Annotated in this window: 15 protein-coding genes and 2 pseudogenes; 5 read left to right on the forward strand and 12 right to left on the reverse strand. The window is 58.1% G+C overall.

Translation table 11 applies throughout. The features are described from left to right. Positions 1-4: 4 nt before the first annotated feature. Positions 5-1,444 carry an HD domain-containing phosphohydrolase gene (locus BLU75_RS17555; protein ID WP_090221515.1) on the forward strand — a complete coding sequence of 480 codons (1,440 nt, stop codon included), beginning with the start codon at positions 5-7 and terminating at the stop codon, positions 1,442-1,444. 88 nt (positions 1,445-1,532) lie between these two features. Beyond that, positions 1,533-1,925 (forward strand): annotated as a pseudogene (locus tag BLU75_RS17560) (transposase); the annotation flags it as partial. A 98-nt stretch (positions 1,926-2,023) separates the two neighbouring features. On the opposite strand, the gene BLU75_RS17565 reads toward BLU75_RS17560, so the two are convergent. From BLU75_RS17565 to BLU75_RS17595, 6 genes are all read right to left on the reverse strand, one after another. Continuing rightward, positions 2,024-3,085 (reverse strand): FecCD family ABC transporter permease, encoded by a 1,062-nt coding sequence (locus tag BLU75_RS17565; protein ID WP_084380007.1) that lies wholly within the window; start codon positions 3,083-3,085, stop codon positions 2,024-2,026. Further along, the gene (locus tag BLU75_RS17570) at positions 3,082-4,290 is read right to left on the reverse strand and encodes an ABC transporter substrate-binding protein (protein ID WP_084380005.1); all 1,209 of its coding nucleotides are present in this window, start codon (positions 4,288-4,290) and stop codon (positions 3,082-3,084) included. Before BLU75_RS17570 ends, BLU75_RS17565 begins: the two co-directional genes overlap by 4 nt. 11 nt (positions 4,291-4,301) lie before the next feature. Then, positions 4,302-5,261: an ABC transporter ATP-binding protein gene (locus tag BLU75_RS17575; RefSeq protein WP_084380004.1), complete on the reverse strand. Its 960-nt coding sequence runs from the start codon at positions 5,259-5,261 to the stop codon at positions 4,302-4,304. Positions 5,262-5,263: 2 nt separating this feature from the next. Continuing rightward, positions 5,264-7,384, reverse strand: coding sequence for a TonB-dependent siderophore receptor (locus BLU75_RS17580; RefSeq protein WP_084380003.1), 2,121 nt, complete (start codon positions 7,382-7,384; stop codon positions 5,264-5,266). Between the two features lie 712 nt (positions 7,385-8,096). Beyond that, the gene (locus BLU75_RS17590; protein ID WP_084379999.1) at positions 8,097-8,474 is read right to left on the reverse strand and encodes a MerR family transcriptional regulator; all 378 of its coding nucleotides are present in this window, start codon (positions 8,472-8,474) and stop codon (positions 8,097-8,099) included. Between the two features lie 46 nt (positions 8,475-8,520). Next, positions 8,521-8,994 carry a carboxymuconolactone decarboxylase family protein gene (locus tag BLU75_RS17595; protein WP_084379997.1) on the reverse strand — a complete coding sequence of 158 codons (474 nt, stop codon included), beginning with the start codon at positions 8,992-8,994 and terminating at the stop codon, positions 8,521-8,523. Between the two features lie 444 nt (positions 8,995-9,438). On the opposite strand from BLU75_RS17595, the gene BLU75_RS17600 reads away from it, so the two are divergent. Both BLU75_RS17600 and BLU75_RS17605 read left to right on the forward strand, forming a co-directional pair. Next, positions 9,439-9,768: a hypothetical protein gene (locus BLU75_RS17600; RefSeq protein WP_084379996.1), complete on the forward strand. Its 330-nt coding sequence runs from the start codon at positions 9,439-9,441 to the stop codon at positions 9,766-9,768. 87 nt (positions 9,769-9,855) lie between these two features. Continuing rightward, on the forward strand, positions 9,856-10,227 hold the full coding sequence (locus BLU75_RS17605) for a PH domain-containing protein (RefSeq protein WP_084380044.1): 372 nt from the start codon (positions 9,856-9,858) through the stop codon (positions 10,225-10,227). 21 nt (positions 10,228-10,248) lie between these two features. Here the strand turns inward: BLU75_RS17605 and BLU75_RS17610 are convergent. From BLU75_RS17610 to BLU75_RS17640, 6 genes and pseudogenes are all read right to left on the reverse strand, one after another. Continuing rightward, positions 10,249-10,722 (reverse strand): annotated as a pseudogene (locus tag BLU75_RS17610) (hypothetical protein); the annotation flags it as partial. Positions 10,723-11,137: 415 nt separating this feature from the next. Continuing rightward, on the reverse strand, positions 11,138-11,371 hold the full coding sequence (locus BLU75_RS17620; RefSeq protein WP_084379990.1) for a hypothetical protein: 234 nt from the start codon (positions 11,369-11,371) through the stop codon (positions 11,138-11,140). Then, on the reverse strand, positions 11,368-11,880 hold the full coding sequence (locus BLU75_RS17625; protein ID WP_084379989.1) for a T6SS effector amidase Tae4 family protein: 513 nt from the start codon (positions 11,878-11,880) through the stop codon (positions 11,368-11,370). Before BLU75_RS17625 ends, BLU75_RS17620 begins: the two co-directional genes overlap by 4 nt. Before the next feature lie 512 nt (positions 11,881-12,392). Further along, positions 12,393-12,779, reverse strand: a complete 387-nt coding sequence (locus BLU75_RS17630; RefSeq protein ID WP_084379987.1) for a c-type cytochrome — start codon at positions 12,777-12,779, stop codon at positions 12,393-12,395. Between the two features lie 39 nt (positions 12,780-12,818). After that, a complete protein-coding gene (locus BLU75_RS17635; protein WP_084379986.1) occupies positions 12,819-13,250 on the reverse strand; it encodes a bleomycin resistance protein in 432 nt (143 codons plus the stop codon). A 35-nt stretch (positions 13,251-13,285) separates the two neighbouring features. Next, on the reverse strand, positions 13,286-13,807 hold the full coding sequence (locus BLU75_RS17640; RefSeq protein WP_084379984.1) for a GNAT family N-acetyltransferase: 522 nt from the start codon (positions 13,805-13,807) through the stop codon (positions 13,286-13,288). Between the two features lie 185 nt (positions 13,808-13,992). Between BLU75_RS17640 and BLU75_RS17645 the strand changes: the two genes are divergently transcribed. Further along, the gene (locus tag BLU75_RS17645; RefSeq protein WP_084379982.1) at positions 13,993-14,370 is read left to right on the forward strand and encodes a response regulator; all 378 of its coding nucleotides are present in this window, start codon (positions 13,993-13,995) and stop codon (positions 14,368-14,370) included. Positions 14,371-14,413 lie beyond the last annotated feature (43 nt).

A 14,413-nucleotide genomic window follows, 5' to 3' on the forward strand; every position in this document is an offset into this window, starting at 1 on the left:
TTTCATGGATAGTGTGGTGCAACTGGACATCTCCCTGGGCGGGGCACTGGCGACGATCGCCCAGGTCGGCGACCTCAGCATGGGACAACCACTCGGTCATTCGCGGCGCGTTGCCGCACTGGCGCGGATGCTGGCGCAGGCCCGGCACGGCGACGGTGAGCACCTGGAGGTAGCGGAACAGGTTGCCTTGCTGCGCTGGTCCGGTTGCACCGCCAATGCCGAAGGCTTTGCGGATCTGCTTGGCGACGACGTCGATGGCCGCCGCGCGATGCTCGATTTGACGCTGGGCAATGAGCAAATGAATGCGGTGCACCAGGCAACCCCGCTTGCCGTCGTGCACTGTGAGGTGTCTGGAGCAATCGCCAAAACCCTCCAGCTCGGTGCCGCCGTCGAGGCGGGCTTGTGTCGCGTGTTCGAAACCTACGACGGCACTGGCCGGCCGCTGGGTCTGACCCATGAGCACATTCCGGAGGTCGCCTATCAGGTAGTACTGGCAGGTGACCTGGATATTCTCAGTCGTGCACACGGCCTGGACGCGGCGCTACGCTGGATCAGAGAACAGTCGGATCGGCGCTATCCAGCGTCGCTAGTATCCTTGCTGCTGGGGAACGCAAAGGACTGGCTGGCGGATCTGGAAACGCTTTCTAAAACGGTTGACCACGCGCATGAGCAGCGTTGCGTCTCACTGACGTTGGTGGGAGACATAATCGACTTGAAGCTCCCGTGGTTGGCAGGGCATTCGCGGCAGGTAGCGCATGTCGCCGTGGAAGCTGCACGCCTGTGGGGGCTGCGTGAACCGACTTTGACAGACATTGGCAAGTCCGCGCTCATCTACGGTCTCGGCCGGGCAGCCGTTTCGAACCACCTTTGGAATACCCCAGGGACGCTGCCATACGGCGCTGCGGAGCGGGTGCGCCTTGTCCCTTACTGGACGCAACAGGCGCTTAGGCCTATCACTGAACTGGCCGTGCCCGCAGAGATTGCAACCCATGCTTATGAACGGCTCAACGGCAGTGGCTATTTTCGAGGCGTGGCGGGTGATGCGCTGCGTGCCGAGCATCGCCTGTTCGCCACATCGGTCGCCTGGGTCGCGCTAAGGGAAGCCAGGCCATGGCGATCGGCCCACGGCGAAGCGGATGCAGCCAAGCTACTCAGACAGGATGCTGGCAGTGGCTTGTTCGACAACGATGTTTGCGAAGCCGTCATTGCCGCCGCAGGTGGCGAGCGTCTGGTGCGTCAACCGAAGGCTTCGTTACTCACGACTCGCGAGTGCCGCATCCTGCTGGAGATCAGCCGTGGTGCCAGCAACAAGCAGGTGGCGCGGCTGCTGGAGATCAGTCCGAGCACGGTTCGCACGCACATGGAAAGCATCTTTCGCAAACTGGAATGCTCGACCCGGGCAGCGGCTACCTTGAAGGGACTGACACTGGGATTGATTGCCTGAGCCAGGTCCGGGTTAAGCCTGAATCATCCGAGCCCGCCCTGATCGGCTTGACTACTTGGGGGTATCCCGCTCGGCCGCCCATCGACGCCTTCCGAAGTGGCTGACCTCTGGAGCCAAAGCGGACGGGCGTTTCAATAACGATGCCCTCATCTATAACGCGGCAAAAAACGAATATATTTGCCCGGCTGGAGAGGCTCTGATCTGGCGCTATACCAGCGTTGAAAAAGGCCTGACGTTGCACCGTTACTGGCGTTCGAAATGCCGGGGCTGCGCAATGACACCGCCGTGCACACCGAGCACGGAACGCCGGGTTCGACGCTGGGAGCATGAAGCCGTACTGGAGGAAATGCAGAACAGGCTGAGCAACGCGCTGGAAATGATGCGGATCCGAAAGCGAACGGTTGAGCATCCCTTCGGGACGCTGAAGCAATGGATGGGTGCGACGCACTTCCTGACCCGAAAGCTTAACGGGGTAAAAACCGGTCTTTTTACCCCGTCCAAATGACTTTATTAGGCTGCTGAGCCGTTTTAACTGTGCCTGGAGGTGTCGTGTATTGATCAGTTTGCGAAACGTCAGCGTTATAACCCCATGGACCGCTGCCGTCGCAGCAATACATAGAGCGCAACAGGTGCCCCGATGAGCCCAATTACAGCGTTCAAGTGCAGTACGTGGCGACTCCACGGCAGGTGAGTCACCAAATCTGCGGCCAAGCCTAGAACAGCCCCTGTCAGTACAACGCCGGGCAACAGCACCCTATGATCGGCGCTAGCAAAAATCCCTCGTGTCACCTGCGCGGCGACGAGCCCAAGGAAGGCAACCGGCCCACAGAACGCAGTTACCAGGCCGCATAGCCACGCGGCAACGAACAGGGCGCAGCGCCGGACCCGCTGAACGGGCATACCCATTGAAGCCGCGTAACGCTCGCCGAGCAGCAGGGCGTTCAACGGTTTTATCAATGCCGCCAACGCCAGTAGCCCTAAAGCCACGCCTGGGATCAACAGCCGCAGCTGATCCACCGTCGCACCAGCGAAGCTTGCATCGTCCCAGGCCTTGAACGCACGAGCCTGATTTTCATCGATGAAGTGCATCAATACGCTGATCAGTCCAACAGCGAGATAACCCAGCATCAGCCCGCATATCAGCAACGTGATCGCATTGAGTCGGCTCGATAGCACGGCCAATAGGCTGAGCAGCAGTGTCGAACCCGCTACCGACGCAAGCGCCAGGCCGATATCGCCAAGCAGGCCAAAGCGTACGAGCAGTGCGCTGCCAGAGACGCCTGCGAAGGTGACCAGTACTGCTGCCCCCAACCGCGCGCTGTGCACGATGCCCAGCACGAACGGGTCGGCCAGCGGGTTGCGAAACAGGGTTTGCAACAGCAAGCCGGCGGCCCCGAGCGAAGCCCCTGAACACATTGCATTGAGCGCTCGAGGCAAGCGGAAATCAAACAGAATGTTGCTCCAGACTTCGCCGACATCCTGCCCCAGCAGCGCACCCAGCACGGCCTTTAACGGAACGGCCACCGCGCCAACGCTGAGTTCGGCTACGAATAACAGGACGACACATATACCGAGCCCGGCATACGCACATGCGGACTTTCGTGTTGGCGGGTGGTGAAACTCAGCAGTGAAGTCAGTCATGGAAGACGCCGCAGAAAAGTTGAAGGTACGGAGGTTTGCAGCAGCTCGGGGTGAAGAACTTGCACCAGCTCGGCGAGTGCCAGGTGCGGTCGAGTCATGCCGTTGTCATGCGCTGGCGATGCCCAGGCACCGATGGAGCCTTTGTCGAAGACGTAGACCTGCCCTGCCCTGGCAGCGGCAAACCAGGCGGCGCGAGGCGTTATTTCGAGCATCTGCGCCAGCGACGCATGGCCCGACTGCACGCCAATCCACACGGGCGCCTCGGCACCCGCTACATAGGCCTCCTCAAAGCCCACCTGTAACAGGCTGCCGTGCTTGCGCAGGCCCGACAGCACATAATCCCCGCCCGCATCGGTGAGTAATTGAGCGCGCTGATTCAAGGCACCAAAGACTTCGAAGCTGTCCCGGCCGGACGGAAAGCCAGCCATGATCGCGGGTCGCTGCCGCGCCTGTGCGGCCAGGTTCCGCCAGTGCAGATACTCTTGCTCAACCTGGGCAAACTGCCGGTTGGCTTTGGCCTCGCGGTTGACCAACAACGCGAGGAACTTGAGCCACTCAGCGCGCCCCAAGGGGTGGCCTTCCAGGTGGTCGGCCTGAGGCAACGCGCGGACGCCGACTCGTTGCAGTTGGGGGTGCAAGTTGAACTGCGGATAGGCGGAATAGAAGCTCAGATAGACGTCAGGCCGCACCGCCATGATCGGCTCAATGTTGGCGTGCGCGTAGCCCCACAACTCCTGAATGCTGCCTGCTGCGATGCCTCGGCGTACGCTTTCGACGGTTGGGGTCCGGGCATTTTCGATGCCTACCAGCCGATCGACGATATCCAACTCGTCAGCCGCACCGAGCATCGCCGAGTTGCCCGTAGCCAAGCGACGGATTGGAATATGGACCACGACTGTAGCGGCCTCGTGCTCGGGCACTGGCGTGCCGCATTGCACCAGCAGAATGTCCAGCGTCTCCCCCGTATTCACGCTTGGCCTGAAGCGTACCCGTTTGAAATGCCCTGCATACTCGACTGAAAGCTGATCGGACCAGTCGAATTGGGTGCGCTCGGGGAAGTAATCAACGTCTTCGTGAAAGTCGGATACACAGGATGCATCCAGATTTTGCGCGGGTTTATCGCCGACCACCTGCGACGGGTAATACTCAAGGACAGGTGTGTCCATGCGCTCACAACCGCTGAGCAGCATCATGCTCAACAGCACAACCCTGCACCTCACCGCAACACCTCGACCAGCTCGCCAAGTCGAACGAAGGCCTGCTCACGGCCCGCACTCAGCAGGCGGTAATTCCCAAGCTCGGCATGCACCGTCAGGTCCGCCACAGCCGCCTCATGGAAGCCGACCCGCTCCAACGCACGCAAGGCCCAAGTACGCGCGGCACCTTCGCCACTCAGCCGCACGGGCTTGCCAGTCGCCCGGGACACGCCCCATTCGCCACGCTCGGTATCGAACCGTAGGCCGGACGAGGAGAAGGCCTCCCCCAGGCTTCCGTCGAGCACCAGATCTTCCGGCGCTCCGACGTGCAGGTTACGCCGGTGGTCCAGCAGCCAGAGTACGTCGGCGCAACGCAGGGCAAGATCCAGGTCATGACAGGACAGCAGCGCGGCAAGCTGATGCTCACGTGCAAGACGCTGCAGCAGGTGAAGCACCTCGATGCGCCTGGGTAGATCCAGAAATGCGGTGATCTCATCCAGCACCAGCACCTTGGGTTCTTGCGCCAGTGCTCTGGCGAGCATGACTCGCTGCCGCTCGCCATCAGACATTGCCGCCACCGCTTTGCCGGCAAGCGCCATGGCATCGACCGCCTCCAGCGCTTGGCAGACCTGCCTTCGGTCATCCGGCCCCAATCGGCCACTCCAGCCCAGGTGCGGATAACGTCCAAGGGCAGCCAGTTCGAAGCCGGTCAAAAGCCCCGCTTCGACCCGGTCGGTCAGCACGACGGCAAGTTGCCGGGCCCTTTCGCCTGCGCCAAGCGTATGCAGTTCAACACCATCCAGCAGTACGCGGCCACCTGTGGCTGGCTGCATACCGGTAAGGGTGCGGATCAAGGTGGACTTGCCGACACCGTTGGCACCCAGCAAACACACCAGACGCCCCGCGCCAAGCTGCAGATCCAGGGGACCTATAAGCGTCTGCCCTGCGTAGCCGACGCTCAACGATTCGCTGCGTAACATATCTAGAACATTGCCCCAAGGGTCAGCACTGCGGTACGTGGCGCGCCCGGATAAGTCGGCACGAAACTGCCGCCCGAATCGTAGTAACGCTTGTCGAAGAGGTTCTGCACGTTGAGCTGCACACGATAATGCTGCGCCTGTCCGAATCGGTACATCAGGTTGGCGTCCCAGCGTGTGTAGGACGGCAGCGTAAAGGTGTTGCTGTTATTCGCCTCCCGTTCGCCTACGTAGTTGGCCCCCACGCCAACGCTAAGCCCCGGAGCGATTCCGACCAGGTCGTAGCTGGTCCATAAGCTGGCGTTGGTCTGAGGGGCGTTGGCCAGCCGATTGCCCTGCAAGCCCGCGTCGGTATCGTCACTGATAATGGCGTTCAGACGGGTGTAACTGGCCAGCAGGCGCCAGTTGGGCGTGATCATAAATGGAAGATCGATTTCCCAGCCTTTACTGCGTTGCTCACCCACCTGAATGCTGTAAGTGAACGTCGGGTCATTGGGGTCCGACACCAGCCCGTCTTTGCGACGGATGTCGAAGTACGCCAGCGTCGGTGTCAAACGGCCGTCTAGCAGGCTGAACTTAGCGCCGACTTCATACTGTTCACCCTTGACCGGTGACGGCAGTGCGCCGCCCTGCAGGATGCCGTTGTTCAGCTCAGTGCGCATCGAGCGCGACCAGCTGGCGTAAAGCGATAGCGGATCAACCGGCGTCCAGGTCAGCCCCACCCGTGGTGAAAAGGCGCTGAAGCGCTTTTCTGCAGGCTCGTCGAGACCGTAGAAATCATCGATTGCCGATGCCTCTACGTGATCGAAACGGCCACCGAGCAGCAGACGCCAACGTTCCTCGGCGCCGAAGGTCAGTTCGTCCTGTGCATAGAGCGCCCACGAATCGTTGATAAAGCGCCCCTCACCGGTGGGCGAAAGTGCTGACGGCGACGTGCCATACACAGGGTTGTTGAAGTCGATGACGCTGGTCGAGCCTACGGCGGCGTCATAGTCCCACCAATCGCGACTGTATTCGGTGCCCAGCAGGATGCGATGGCCGATAGCGCCAGTGCTGAAGCGCCGGCTGACCTCGGCGAGCCCCGTGGCATCAATCTGTCGATCACGGTTGAGCTGGGGGCGGCGCGACACGGTCGGATTTTCAGGGGTACCCCCGATGCCGCCGTTTAAGAAACCATACGAATACCAGTATGCGTCGAGCCGCGCATCGGAGACCTGCAGAGCTGTATGCAGCTCCCAGTTATCATCAAGCGCATGGTCCAAGGTCACCGAAGCCAGCTTGCTGATCGCACTGGCGCGTGTGTGGGGCTCGGCAAAGTTTCGCTCGATGGGCGCACTCAGATACAGCTCGTTGTTGCCGAAACCGCGGTCCATATCCGCGACCTTGCGTGCATATTCGAATTCGAAGGTCAGGGCCGTCTCAGGCGCCAGTTGCCAGGTCAGTACCGGTGAGATGAACTGGCTCTCGTTATGGACGAAATCACGGAAGCTGCCGTTGTCCTGCCAGGCTGCAGTCAAGCGATAGCCCAGGTTGTCTCCCAGCGGGCCGGAGGTATCCAGCGTTGATCGGTAGAAATCGTAACGCCCTGCGCTGAAGTCAACCTGCGTACGCTGCTCGGCCAATGGCTTCTTGGTGACCAGATTGACCACACCACCAGGCTCGAAACGCCCATAGAGCGCCGATGATGGGCCCTTGAGCACCTCGATCTGCTCGATGTTGACAAGGTCATCGATGGCTACAAAGTTGGCGCGCCGTACGCCATTTTTCAGGTTGGCTTCGGTGCCGAACCCGCGCAGCCGAAAACGATCATTTACCCCGCCAAACCCGACCTGATTGGTGATGCCGGGTACCGTGCGGATGGCCTCACCAAACGTCGTTACGCCGCGATCCTCAATCAGTTCGCGGGTCACGGTTTGGATTGAAAAAGGCGTTTGCTTGACCGGTGTATCGCTCTTGTTCGCGGTGGGTGCCACCGTGGCGCGATAACCCTGCTCGCGGGTGCCAACCACTTCAGTAGCGTCTAATTCGATAGGCTCGGATTCGGTTTGAGCATGAGCGCCAAAGGTACAAAGTGAGATCGCACTGACGAGCGTCAAGCGCCGACTGAAGCCTTTCGAATAAGTCATTTTATTGTTTGCATCAGGTAAGCAGGCACAAGGACCGCGCCCGGCGGTTGTAGGAACAATTACACGCTACGTTATAACATTTATTTCGAGCAAGCGACCCCCAACGTGGAAAACCGTGCAATCGTCGAGGATCGGCTATGAAGCCCCCTGCGATACCTGACAGTTACGCCACTTGGCGACACTGCATCACCGTTGAGTGCGGCATACCCCTGACCGTCGAATTCATCCAGCGGCGACTTGCGGTACTCACCCACACCAAGGAGTACGAGACACAGCGCCTTGCAGAGGTATACGGCGTTAGACATGGGCAGACCGTGTTGGCCTAGTTCGAGCAAGTCGCCTTGGACGCCCAGACAAGCGACGCTTCCGACTGATGGCAACAACAGCGCAAGCTTTCATTTGCTGCGCCTGAACGACATCCTAAACATCGAAGGCCAAACAGACCGGAGGTCATCACCGTATGCAGCACATGCTTCTCCACCTTGCAGTACTGCTGATCGAGCCGTGTGACGGTAGGCGCTTTCGGCGATACAAAATCTGAATTGGCCCAGAATTCGTAGACGCCAGATGGCCGGTTCTGGCAGTTCTCTGCCGGTCGTGTCTCCACAAATCTTGCTGGTCAAATACAGTGCACATGACTGGTCAGGACGAATGCAAATGGGTGGTCATATGCAATGCAAACGGGTGGTCAAGTAGGGTGCACGAGCAGGCGCTAAACATCCTCCTTAGCCTCAAGCACACGGTAGTGATCAATCTTGGCTTGCAGTGCAGCGACGGCTTTTTGCATGGCAACAATTTCGCCCTGTACATCCTGTAAATGGCTTTCCAGCATCTGGCGGCGTTCGGCTACCGTTGAATCCCCGGCGCTGCGCAGCTTGGCGAATGTTTGCATTTTGCCGATGGTCATGTGAGTGGTGCGTAAACGCAGCAGAAACTCCAGCCACGCTATATCAGTCGGCGCATAAAGCCGTTGCCCACCGGCCGCTCGGGCGACAGGTGCCAACAGCCCGATGCGTTCGTAGTAGCGCAGGGTATAGGCCGTGAGGCCGGTGCGCTTTGCGACTTGGTCAATCGTCTGGGAAGCGTTCATAAACACACTCCTTAACCGTCGGGGTTCGGCAATGCGCTGGTCGCGCTCACTCGGCAGGTGCGGCAGCAATTTTGATGCCTCGCTTGGCAAACACTTCCCGCGCTACGCTGATGCCATTTAACGCGCTTGGAAAACCCGCATACACCGCCATCTGGATGATGATTTCAACGATTTCCTCAGGTTTGCAACCCACATTCAACGCCCCCTCGATATGCACCTTGAGTTGAGGTTGCGCGTTCCCCAAGGCGGTGAGGGCCGAGATGGTTGCCAGCTCGCGTGTGCACAGCGCGACACCTGGCCTGGAAAACACATCACCGTAGGCGAAGTCGACTATCCAATCACCCAGCTCGGGCGAGATGTCGCTAAGCGAGTTGATTACGTTGTTGCCGGCGGCCCCGGTGATTCTTTCCAGGGCCTCTATCCCTTTCGCTCGTCGATTATCCGCTTCAGTTGCCGACACCGGAATTGCGACTGCTGAAAGCACGAGGCCGGTTATAGCGCTAAGTTTTTTAAATGTCATGACCTATCTCCTTGTTTAAGCCGCGCAACGGGCCTAGCCGTTTTAGCGGTGCAACAAGAAGGCTAGTGGTTAGAGCGCGCTCTAAGTCAAGCGCTAGGTGCTTTCAGCTAAAGGGGAGAGAATCGACCGGGAATAGGCAGCCGCAGACGTTGTTAAGGAAATAAATCACTCCCTTGTTCCACGCAAAAACCGTCGACAAAAAACGTGTGCATCCTGAGTACACGCGGTGCCTATAAATTCTTCGCGAGCAAGCTCGCTCCTACAACAAGCGTTGGCTAGTGTGTTGTTTTTTGTGATGCTCACCCCGCTCGCCATAGACACTCCAGCTATCTGCATACGCCTGGTAACTCTCTGAGTGGGCGCACGAATACCCAAAGTCTTTTTTTTCCGCCGCAGAACAGTGATTATCGCCCTCCCCCCCCAGAACCCCGAGGAACCGAGACCATGGAATTAACGCTGGAAGCTGTTGCGCTCTTCGCACTTAAACTGGTGCACGAGGCCGACGGCGGCAGCCCGATATTGCGGGATGATCCGGTGATGGACGGATATGAGCGGGAAATGTTTGGGTTGCTGGTGCGCAACGGCGATCTGGCGACCATCCAGCGTAAGCTGAACGAATGCATGGAACCGGCCTTGGAGGCTCTGGGAGGCGCCAACACGGTGCTGGGGCGTGAACTGCGCAAGCTGGCGGCTCAGGTCGACCAGGCTTCAACGCTAGATGAACTGAACGCCCCGCTCGACACCCTCAAGGACTATCTCAAGGCTATCCTATAAACGCGACCTGCTTCTGTGGGAGCAAGCTTGCTCGCGATGGATGTCAACGATAACGCGCCCTCCCTGACAAACCACAAGGCCCGCCCGATGATCGACTTCAACAACAAAGGTTTCTTCAAGCTCAAACAAAACAACGAATACGCCGAACGCGTTGCGTCCCTGTTGCTGGATGACGAACAGGTTGTGGACGCCTACAAAACCATGCGCGACGGCGTGGTTTTCACCACCAAGCGCATCATCGCCGTGAACGTGCAAGGCATCACCGGCAGCAAGAAAGACTTCACCTCACTGCCGTACAAAAACATCGTGGCGTATTCCGTGGAAACATCCGGCACATTCGATTTGGATTCGGAGTTGGAAATCTACTTTTCATCCCTGGGCAAAGTGAAGTTCGAATTCACGGGCAAGACCTCCATCGTCGAAATCTCACGGCTGATTTCCAAGCACCTGCTCGCCTGATCCCGCAATCAACAAACACTTCCAGGTCGCACACTTTCTCAAAACAGATAAGTCAGTGAGCAAACGGCCTTCGGCGTCGCGCTCGAAGTGTTCTTCGGTCTTGTCCGGGTGGATAAGCCGCACCAGTTGCCCAGCGCGGTACTCGTAGCTGGTGACGTTGCCTTCGGGGTCGCGGGTTTTGAAGAGCTGATCCTGGTCATCATAGGCGTGATCGACGCTGCTGCCGTCGGTGTGGATATGGCGGACAACATTCTTGGCGTCGTCGCGGAACAGCCATTCTTCATTACCGTCCGGGTAGATGACGCGGTAGGTGTAGCCGAGGATGTCGTAGTAATACCAAGTCTCCTGGTCCAACGCATCGATCACGTAGGTCAGGCGGATGTTTTCGTCCCACTCCAGGCGGGTGTCGTAGCTGCCGTCATCGGCCCACTCGCGTATGGCCTGGGCGTCGGCCCCTTCACCTTGCCATTGCAGGTTCATGCCGAGCCCGGTGCGGTATTGAGCGGGGCGGTAGCCGATTGGCGCGGTCGTGGAGTCGCAGCGGAACTTGTCAGCGATGGATCGCATCATGAGAGCCACTGGGCGATGAGAGTCGCGCCGCAGGCGGTCTTCATGCCAGCCAGAGCCCTGGGAGTGTCGTTGACTGGATAAGTGTTACTGCGCGCCAAATAAGAACGGCGCTTTTGCACACCGGCTACGGAGCGGCCGTTGAGGCCGGAGTGAGGGATGAATAATCCGTCGCCCCCAAGCGAGTTCATATGTGATCACTAGCATCCCCTGCGCTTGCTGCATCAACGTTTCCATCATCTTCTGACTGTCCTCATCACGCAGCCGCTTGAACATCATCAAACGGCAAAACCGTGTCCACCGAACGTGGAAAATTGAACAACATTTCCACAGAACAAAGGTTTCACACCTGCCCTCTGCGCAGCTGTCTACGATACGAAACCACACCCGTCACGGCCGAAATGAGGATAACCACCGCATTCCCCAACAGCCAAATCGAAAAATTGCGACTCTGGTCCGCATCTCCCTCGTAAAACGGTCCAAAATAGACAGAAATTGCCACATATACGCCGTTGAATGCGACCGCCGCTAAAACAACCACAAAAATGACAAAAAGCATCCCTTTGACAATGCTCATAAAACCTTCCAAAACCAGATTTCCCTCGACTCGTGATAGTCAGAGAATGTGCCTTCAATCGAGAAGCCCAATTGAATACGAGGATAGCTCAACCAGTCCGTCAACCTACGCCCATTCCACAGATCGATATGGTCGCCACTGCGGTTACCGAAAGTTTCATCCCCTCGGCGCCAGAAGTCTTTGAAGAAAATGATGCCTTGTTGTCCTGACAGGGCTTCTGAGAAGTTATCGGGCTTTATTTTCCTCACCGGCTGCACACCGGGGATGCGTATCAGACTTAAGGCTTTAGCCATTTCCTCTGCAGCCAGAATGTGGCTTTCACTTTTTGGATGGTGCCAACAATAACGCACACCTTTTAATCTACCGAGATCGGCACCGGCTCTGCGCATGGCGACCCCTAGGTTGATAGCGCATTGATCACTGAAATTTTTGGCTCCATTGGTCCTGCACGGCGCAGCGTCTCCAAAAATTTCCGGATGGTTTTTCCATAACCTATCAAATGTGAGCATTGCGCTTTTCCTTAGCGTTTTTTTGTCCTCGCGTACCGTAACAAACGGCTTACATTCGATGGAGATCACCTTCGCGAGCGGATGAAAATCAGAAGGATCCTACTGACGTGTAGATGTTGATTGCAGGAATGCACAGACACATCACCCTTGCGCCCGCCCCTAAAACTGCTCAACCACGTCAATCGGCCAATTCGCAAGCCTCCAGGCAAATCATCCTGAGCGCCGTACTCGGTTTTTCCGACTGATACGGCCAGGACTGGGATGCGTTCTGGGATGCCATCACCGCTCTGTGAGCAATCCAGGCTTTGCCGAGAAAACCTTGGCCGATGCCTGTTGCCTCAACGCTTAAATCCCAGCAGATAGGGCTGTTGTGGCGAACGGGCTTGTCGGGGGCGCTGGTGGAGCAAGCACTCATCAGCCTGGATGCGGAATAATCAGCCCGTGAAACACCGATGAACTCAGGCTTTGTTGATCTGTTGACCATTCCCACACAGCCCCTCGAACAAAGCCGATTACTGTTGCTGAAAGGTCTCAAGATAAGCCAGCAAGTTTTCAATCTTTTCCTGATCGCTGATGCCCCAGAAAATCATCCGCGTGCCGCTCACCACTTTCTTCGGATTCTCGATATAGGCCGCGAGTTTTTCCCGCGTCCACACCACGCCCGAATTTTTCATCGCCTCGGAGTACTGGTAGTCCATCGTGCTCCCGGCCGGACGATCGATAATGCCGTTCAACTGTGGCCCGAAACCGCCACGAGCATTCAGCCCAACGCTGTGGCATCCACCACAGGTTTTGCTGAACAGTTTTGCGCCGGCTTCAATGTCACCGGCGGCCATTGCCTGAGTGCTGTGGAGACCGCCAAGGGTCAGGGCAAGGGTCAGTAACGCGGCACGCTTCATGGAATAACTCTCGGCAACGATGGTGGGGGCAGGCGGTAATTATGCCTGTTCACAAGGCCGCTCACCCAACCGCTCCACCAGACGAACCAGATAGCCATCCGGGTCCTGCAGCAAAAACTGTCGCTGCCCTACCTCCACCTCATTTGCTCGATACCAGACGTCTTCGACGTCGCGAAACAGCGGCCAACCGGCCACTTTCAATCGTTGCAGGATCGGCGCTACGGCAGGCACCTCGACTTGTAGGTTGATGCCTCGCCCCAGTGGCTTTTCGAGGGGGCCGGTGAGCCATTGGCCAGCCTGAGAATCGTATTGCTCCAGCATGATGTGCGCGCCTTGCAAGTCGAGGTAGGCAAATCCCTCTTCGATACGTTGATAGGCAATGTCAAAACCCAACTGGGTAACCCAGAAACTCAGGCTGGTGCCAAGGGCTGTCACCGTGAGTTCAGGAACAAGGGGATTGCGCTTAAACATAGAAATCCTTGAATGGAAAGAGCACTGCTCGGTGATTAGGCCGGCACTCGCCACACCATGGCACAGCGGCTCCCCGGCGCAAAACCATAGAGGTATTCATCACGCAGAAGCGCGGCCAGGCGCGGGTCCGACTTCGCCAGCGCATCCTGCTCAAACCCCAGGCGCTGGTAGAACGGGGCGTTCCAGGGCACATCACTAAAGGTGGTCAAGGTCAGCGCCCGCAGCCGTTGGGATGTCGCTTCGTTCATCACCGTTTCGAGCAACCGCCGCCCCACGCCCTGCCCTTGCATCGACTGTTTGACCGACAGCTCGTGGATATGGAGATCATCGCCATACCGTTGCGCGCTGAGAAAACCCACCCGTTGATTGCTCGCGCCCATCGCGACCCAGCAGGTGGAAAGCGCGATCAGTCGCCGATGCTGTTCTACCGCCATGACCTCTGCTTCGGCGAGCCAATGCAACCCTTCGATTCGACGGAAGGCCTGGGCGGCGGAGCGTTCTATTGCGGGCAGCAGCGCCGCATCGCGAGGGACGGCAAGCCGGATAACAATGGACATGAGACGACCTGGAAAAATGCTGGGTATCGCAGCTCACCCTAAGCGCGATTCGTCGGTATCGTACCTGTGAGGTAACTATCCCATAGCCTGGCGAATGACCACCCATCGAATACGAAATATCCGATCGAACCTATCTCGCGGTCGCCCACTCCACCTTATTGAACCCGGATGGAGGGGTAGGACTCATGGCTCAGCCATCAATATTGGTGCTGGAAGACGACGCGATCATTCGCGCGCTGATGGTCGAAGTGCTGGAAGAGTTCGGCGCGGTGGTCACTTCCTTCCCGTCGGCGGATGAAGGGATGATTTTTCTGGAGCGAGCCAGCGATCCGGTGGATTTGATTGTCAGCGATATCCAGATGCCCGGCCTGCTCAACGGCTATGACTTGAGCCGGGTAGTGGCTCACCGCTGGCCTGCATTACCGGTGGTGCTGACGTCCGGCAATACAGGGATGGCCGCGCAGTTGGGCAGCCATGTGAAGTTTCTGCCCAAACCGTGGAGCACTGAACGCCTGCTTGATTATGTGCAAGCGGCATTGGAGGAAGGACAGTCCGTGCATTAATGGCGTTGCGACATCACCGCGCTCGAACTTCGCACCAGGTGCT

The sequence above is a fragment of the Pseudomonas mucidolens genome, assembly GCF_900106045.1.
Lineage (GTDB): Bacteria > Pseudomonadota > Gammaproteobacteria > Pseudomonadales > Pseudomonadaceae > Aquipseudomonas > Aquipseudomonas mucidolens.

Bases quoted from the DNA above. Each gene is read 5' to 3' on its own strand.
- BLU75_RS17575 (WP_084380004.1), bottom strand. From the start codon at position 5,261: ATGTTACGCAGCGAATCGTTGAGCGTCGGCTACGCAGGGCAGACGCTT.
- BLU75_RS17590 (WP_084379999.1), bottom strand. From the start codon at position 8,474: ATGAACGCTTCCCAGACGATTGACCAAGTCGCAAAGCGCACCGGCCTC.
- BLU75_RS17605 (WP_084380044.1), top strand. From the start codon at position 9,856: ATGATCGACTTCAACAACAAAGGTTTCTTCAAGCTCAAACAAAACAAC.
- BLU75_RS17630 (WP_084379987.1), bottom strand. From the start codon at position 12,779: ATGAAGCGTGCCGCGTTACTGACCCTTGCCCTGACCCTTGGCGGTCTC.
- BLU75_RS17600 (WP_084379996.1), top strand. From the start codon at position 9,439: ATGGAATTAACGCTGGAAGCTGTTGCGCTCTTCGCACTTAAACTGGTG.
- BLU75_RS17645 (WP_084379982.1), top strand. From the start codon at position 13,993: ATGGCTCAGCCATCAATATTGGTGCTGGAAGACGACGCGATCATTCGC.
- BLU75_RS17565 (WP_084380007.1), bottom strand. From the start codon at position 3,085: ATGACTGACTTCACTGCTGAGTTTCACCACCCGCCAACACGAAAGTCC.
- BLU75_RS17555 (WP_090221515.1), top strand. From the start codon at position 5: ATGGATAGTGTGGTGCAACTGGACATCTCCCTGGGCGGGGCACTGGCG.
- BLU75_RS17625 (WP_084379989.1), bottom strand. From the start codon at position 11,880: ATGCTCACATTTGATAGGTTATGGAAAAACCATCCGGAAATTTTTGGA.
- BLU75_RS17620 (WP_084379990.1), bottom strand. From the start codon at position 11,371: ATGAGCATTGTCAAAGGGATGCTTTTTGTCATTTTTGTGGTTGTTTTA.
- BLU75_RS17595 (WP_084379997.1), bottom strand. From the start codon at position 8,994: ATGACATTTAAAAAACTTAGCGCTATAACCGGCCTCGTGCTTTCAGCA.
- BLU75_RS17580 (WP_084380003.1), bottom strand. From the start codon at position 7,384: ATGACTTATTCGAAAGGCTTCAGTCGGCGCTTGACGCTCGTCAGTGCG.
- BLU75_RS17635 (WP_084379986.1), bottom strand. From the start codon at position 13,250: ATGTTTAAGCGCAATCCCCTTGTTCCTGAACTCACGGTGACAGCCCTT.
- BLU75_RS17640 (WP_084379984.1), bottom strand. From the start codon at position 13,807: ATGTCCATTGTTATCCGGCTTGCCGTCCCTCGCGATGCGGCGCTGCTG.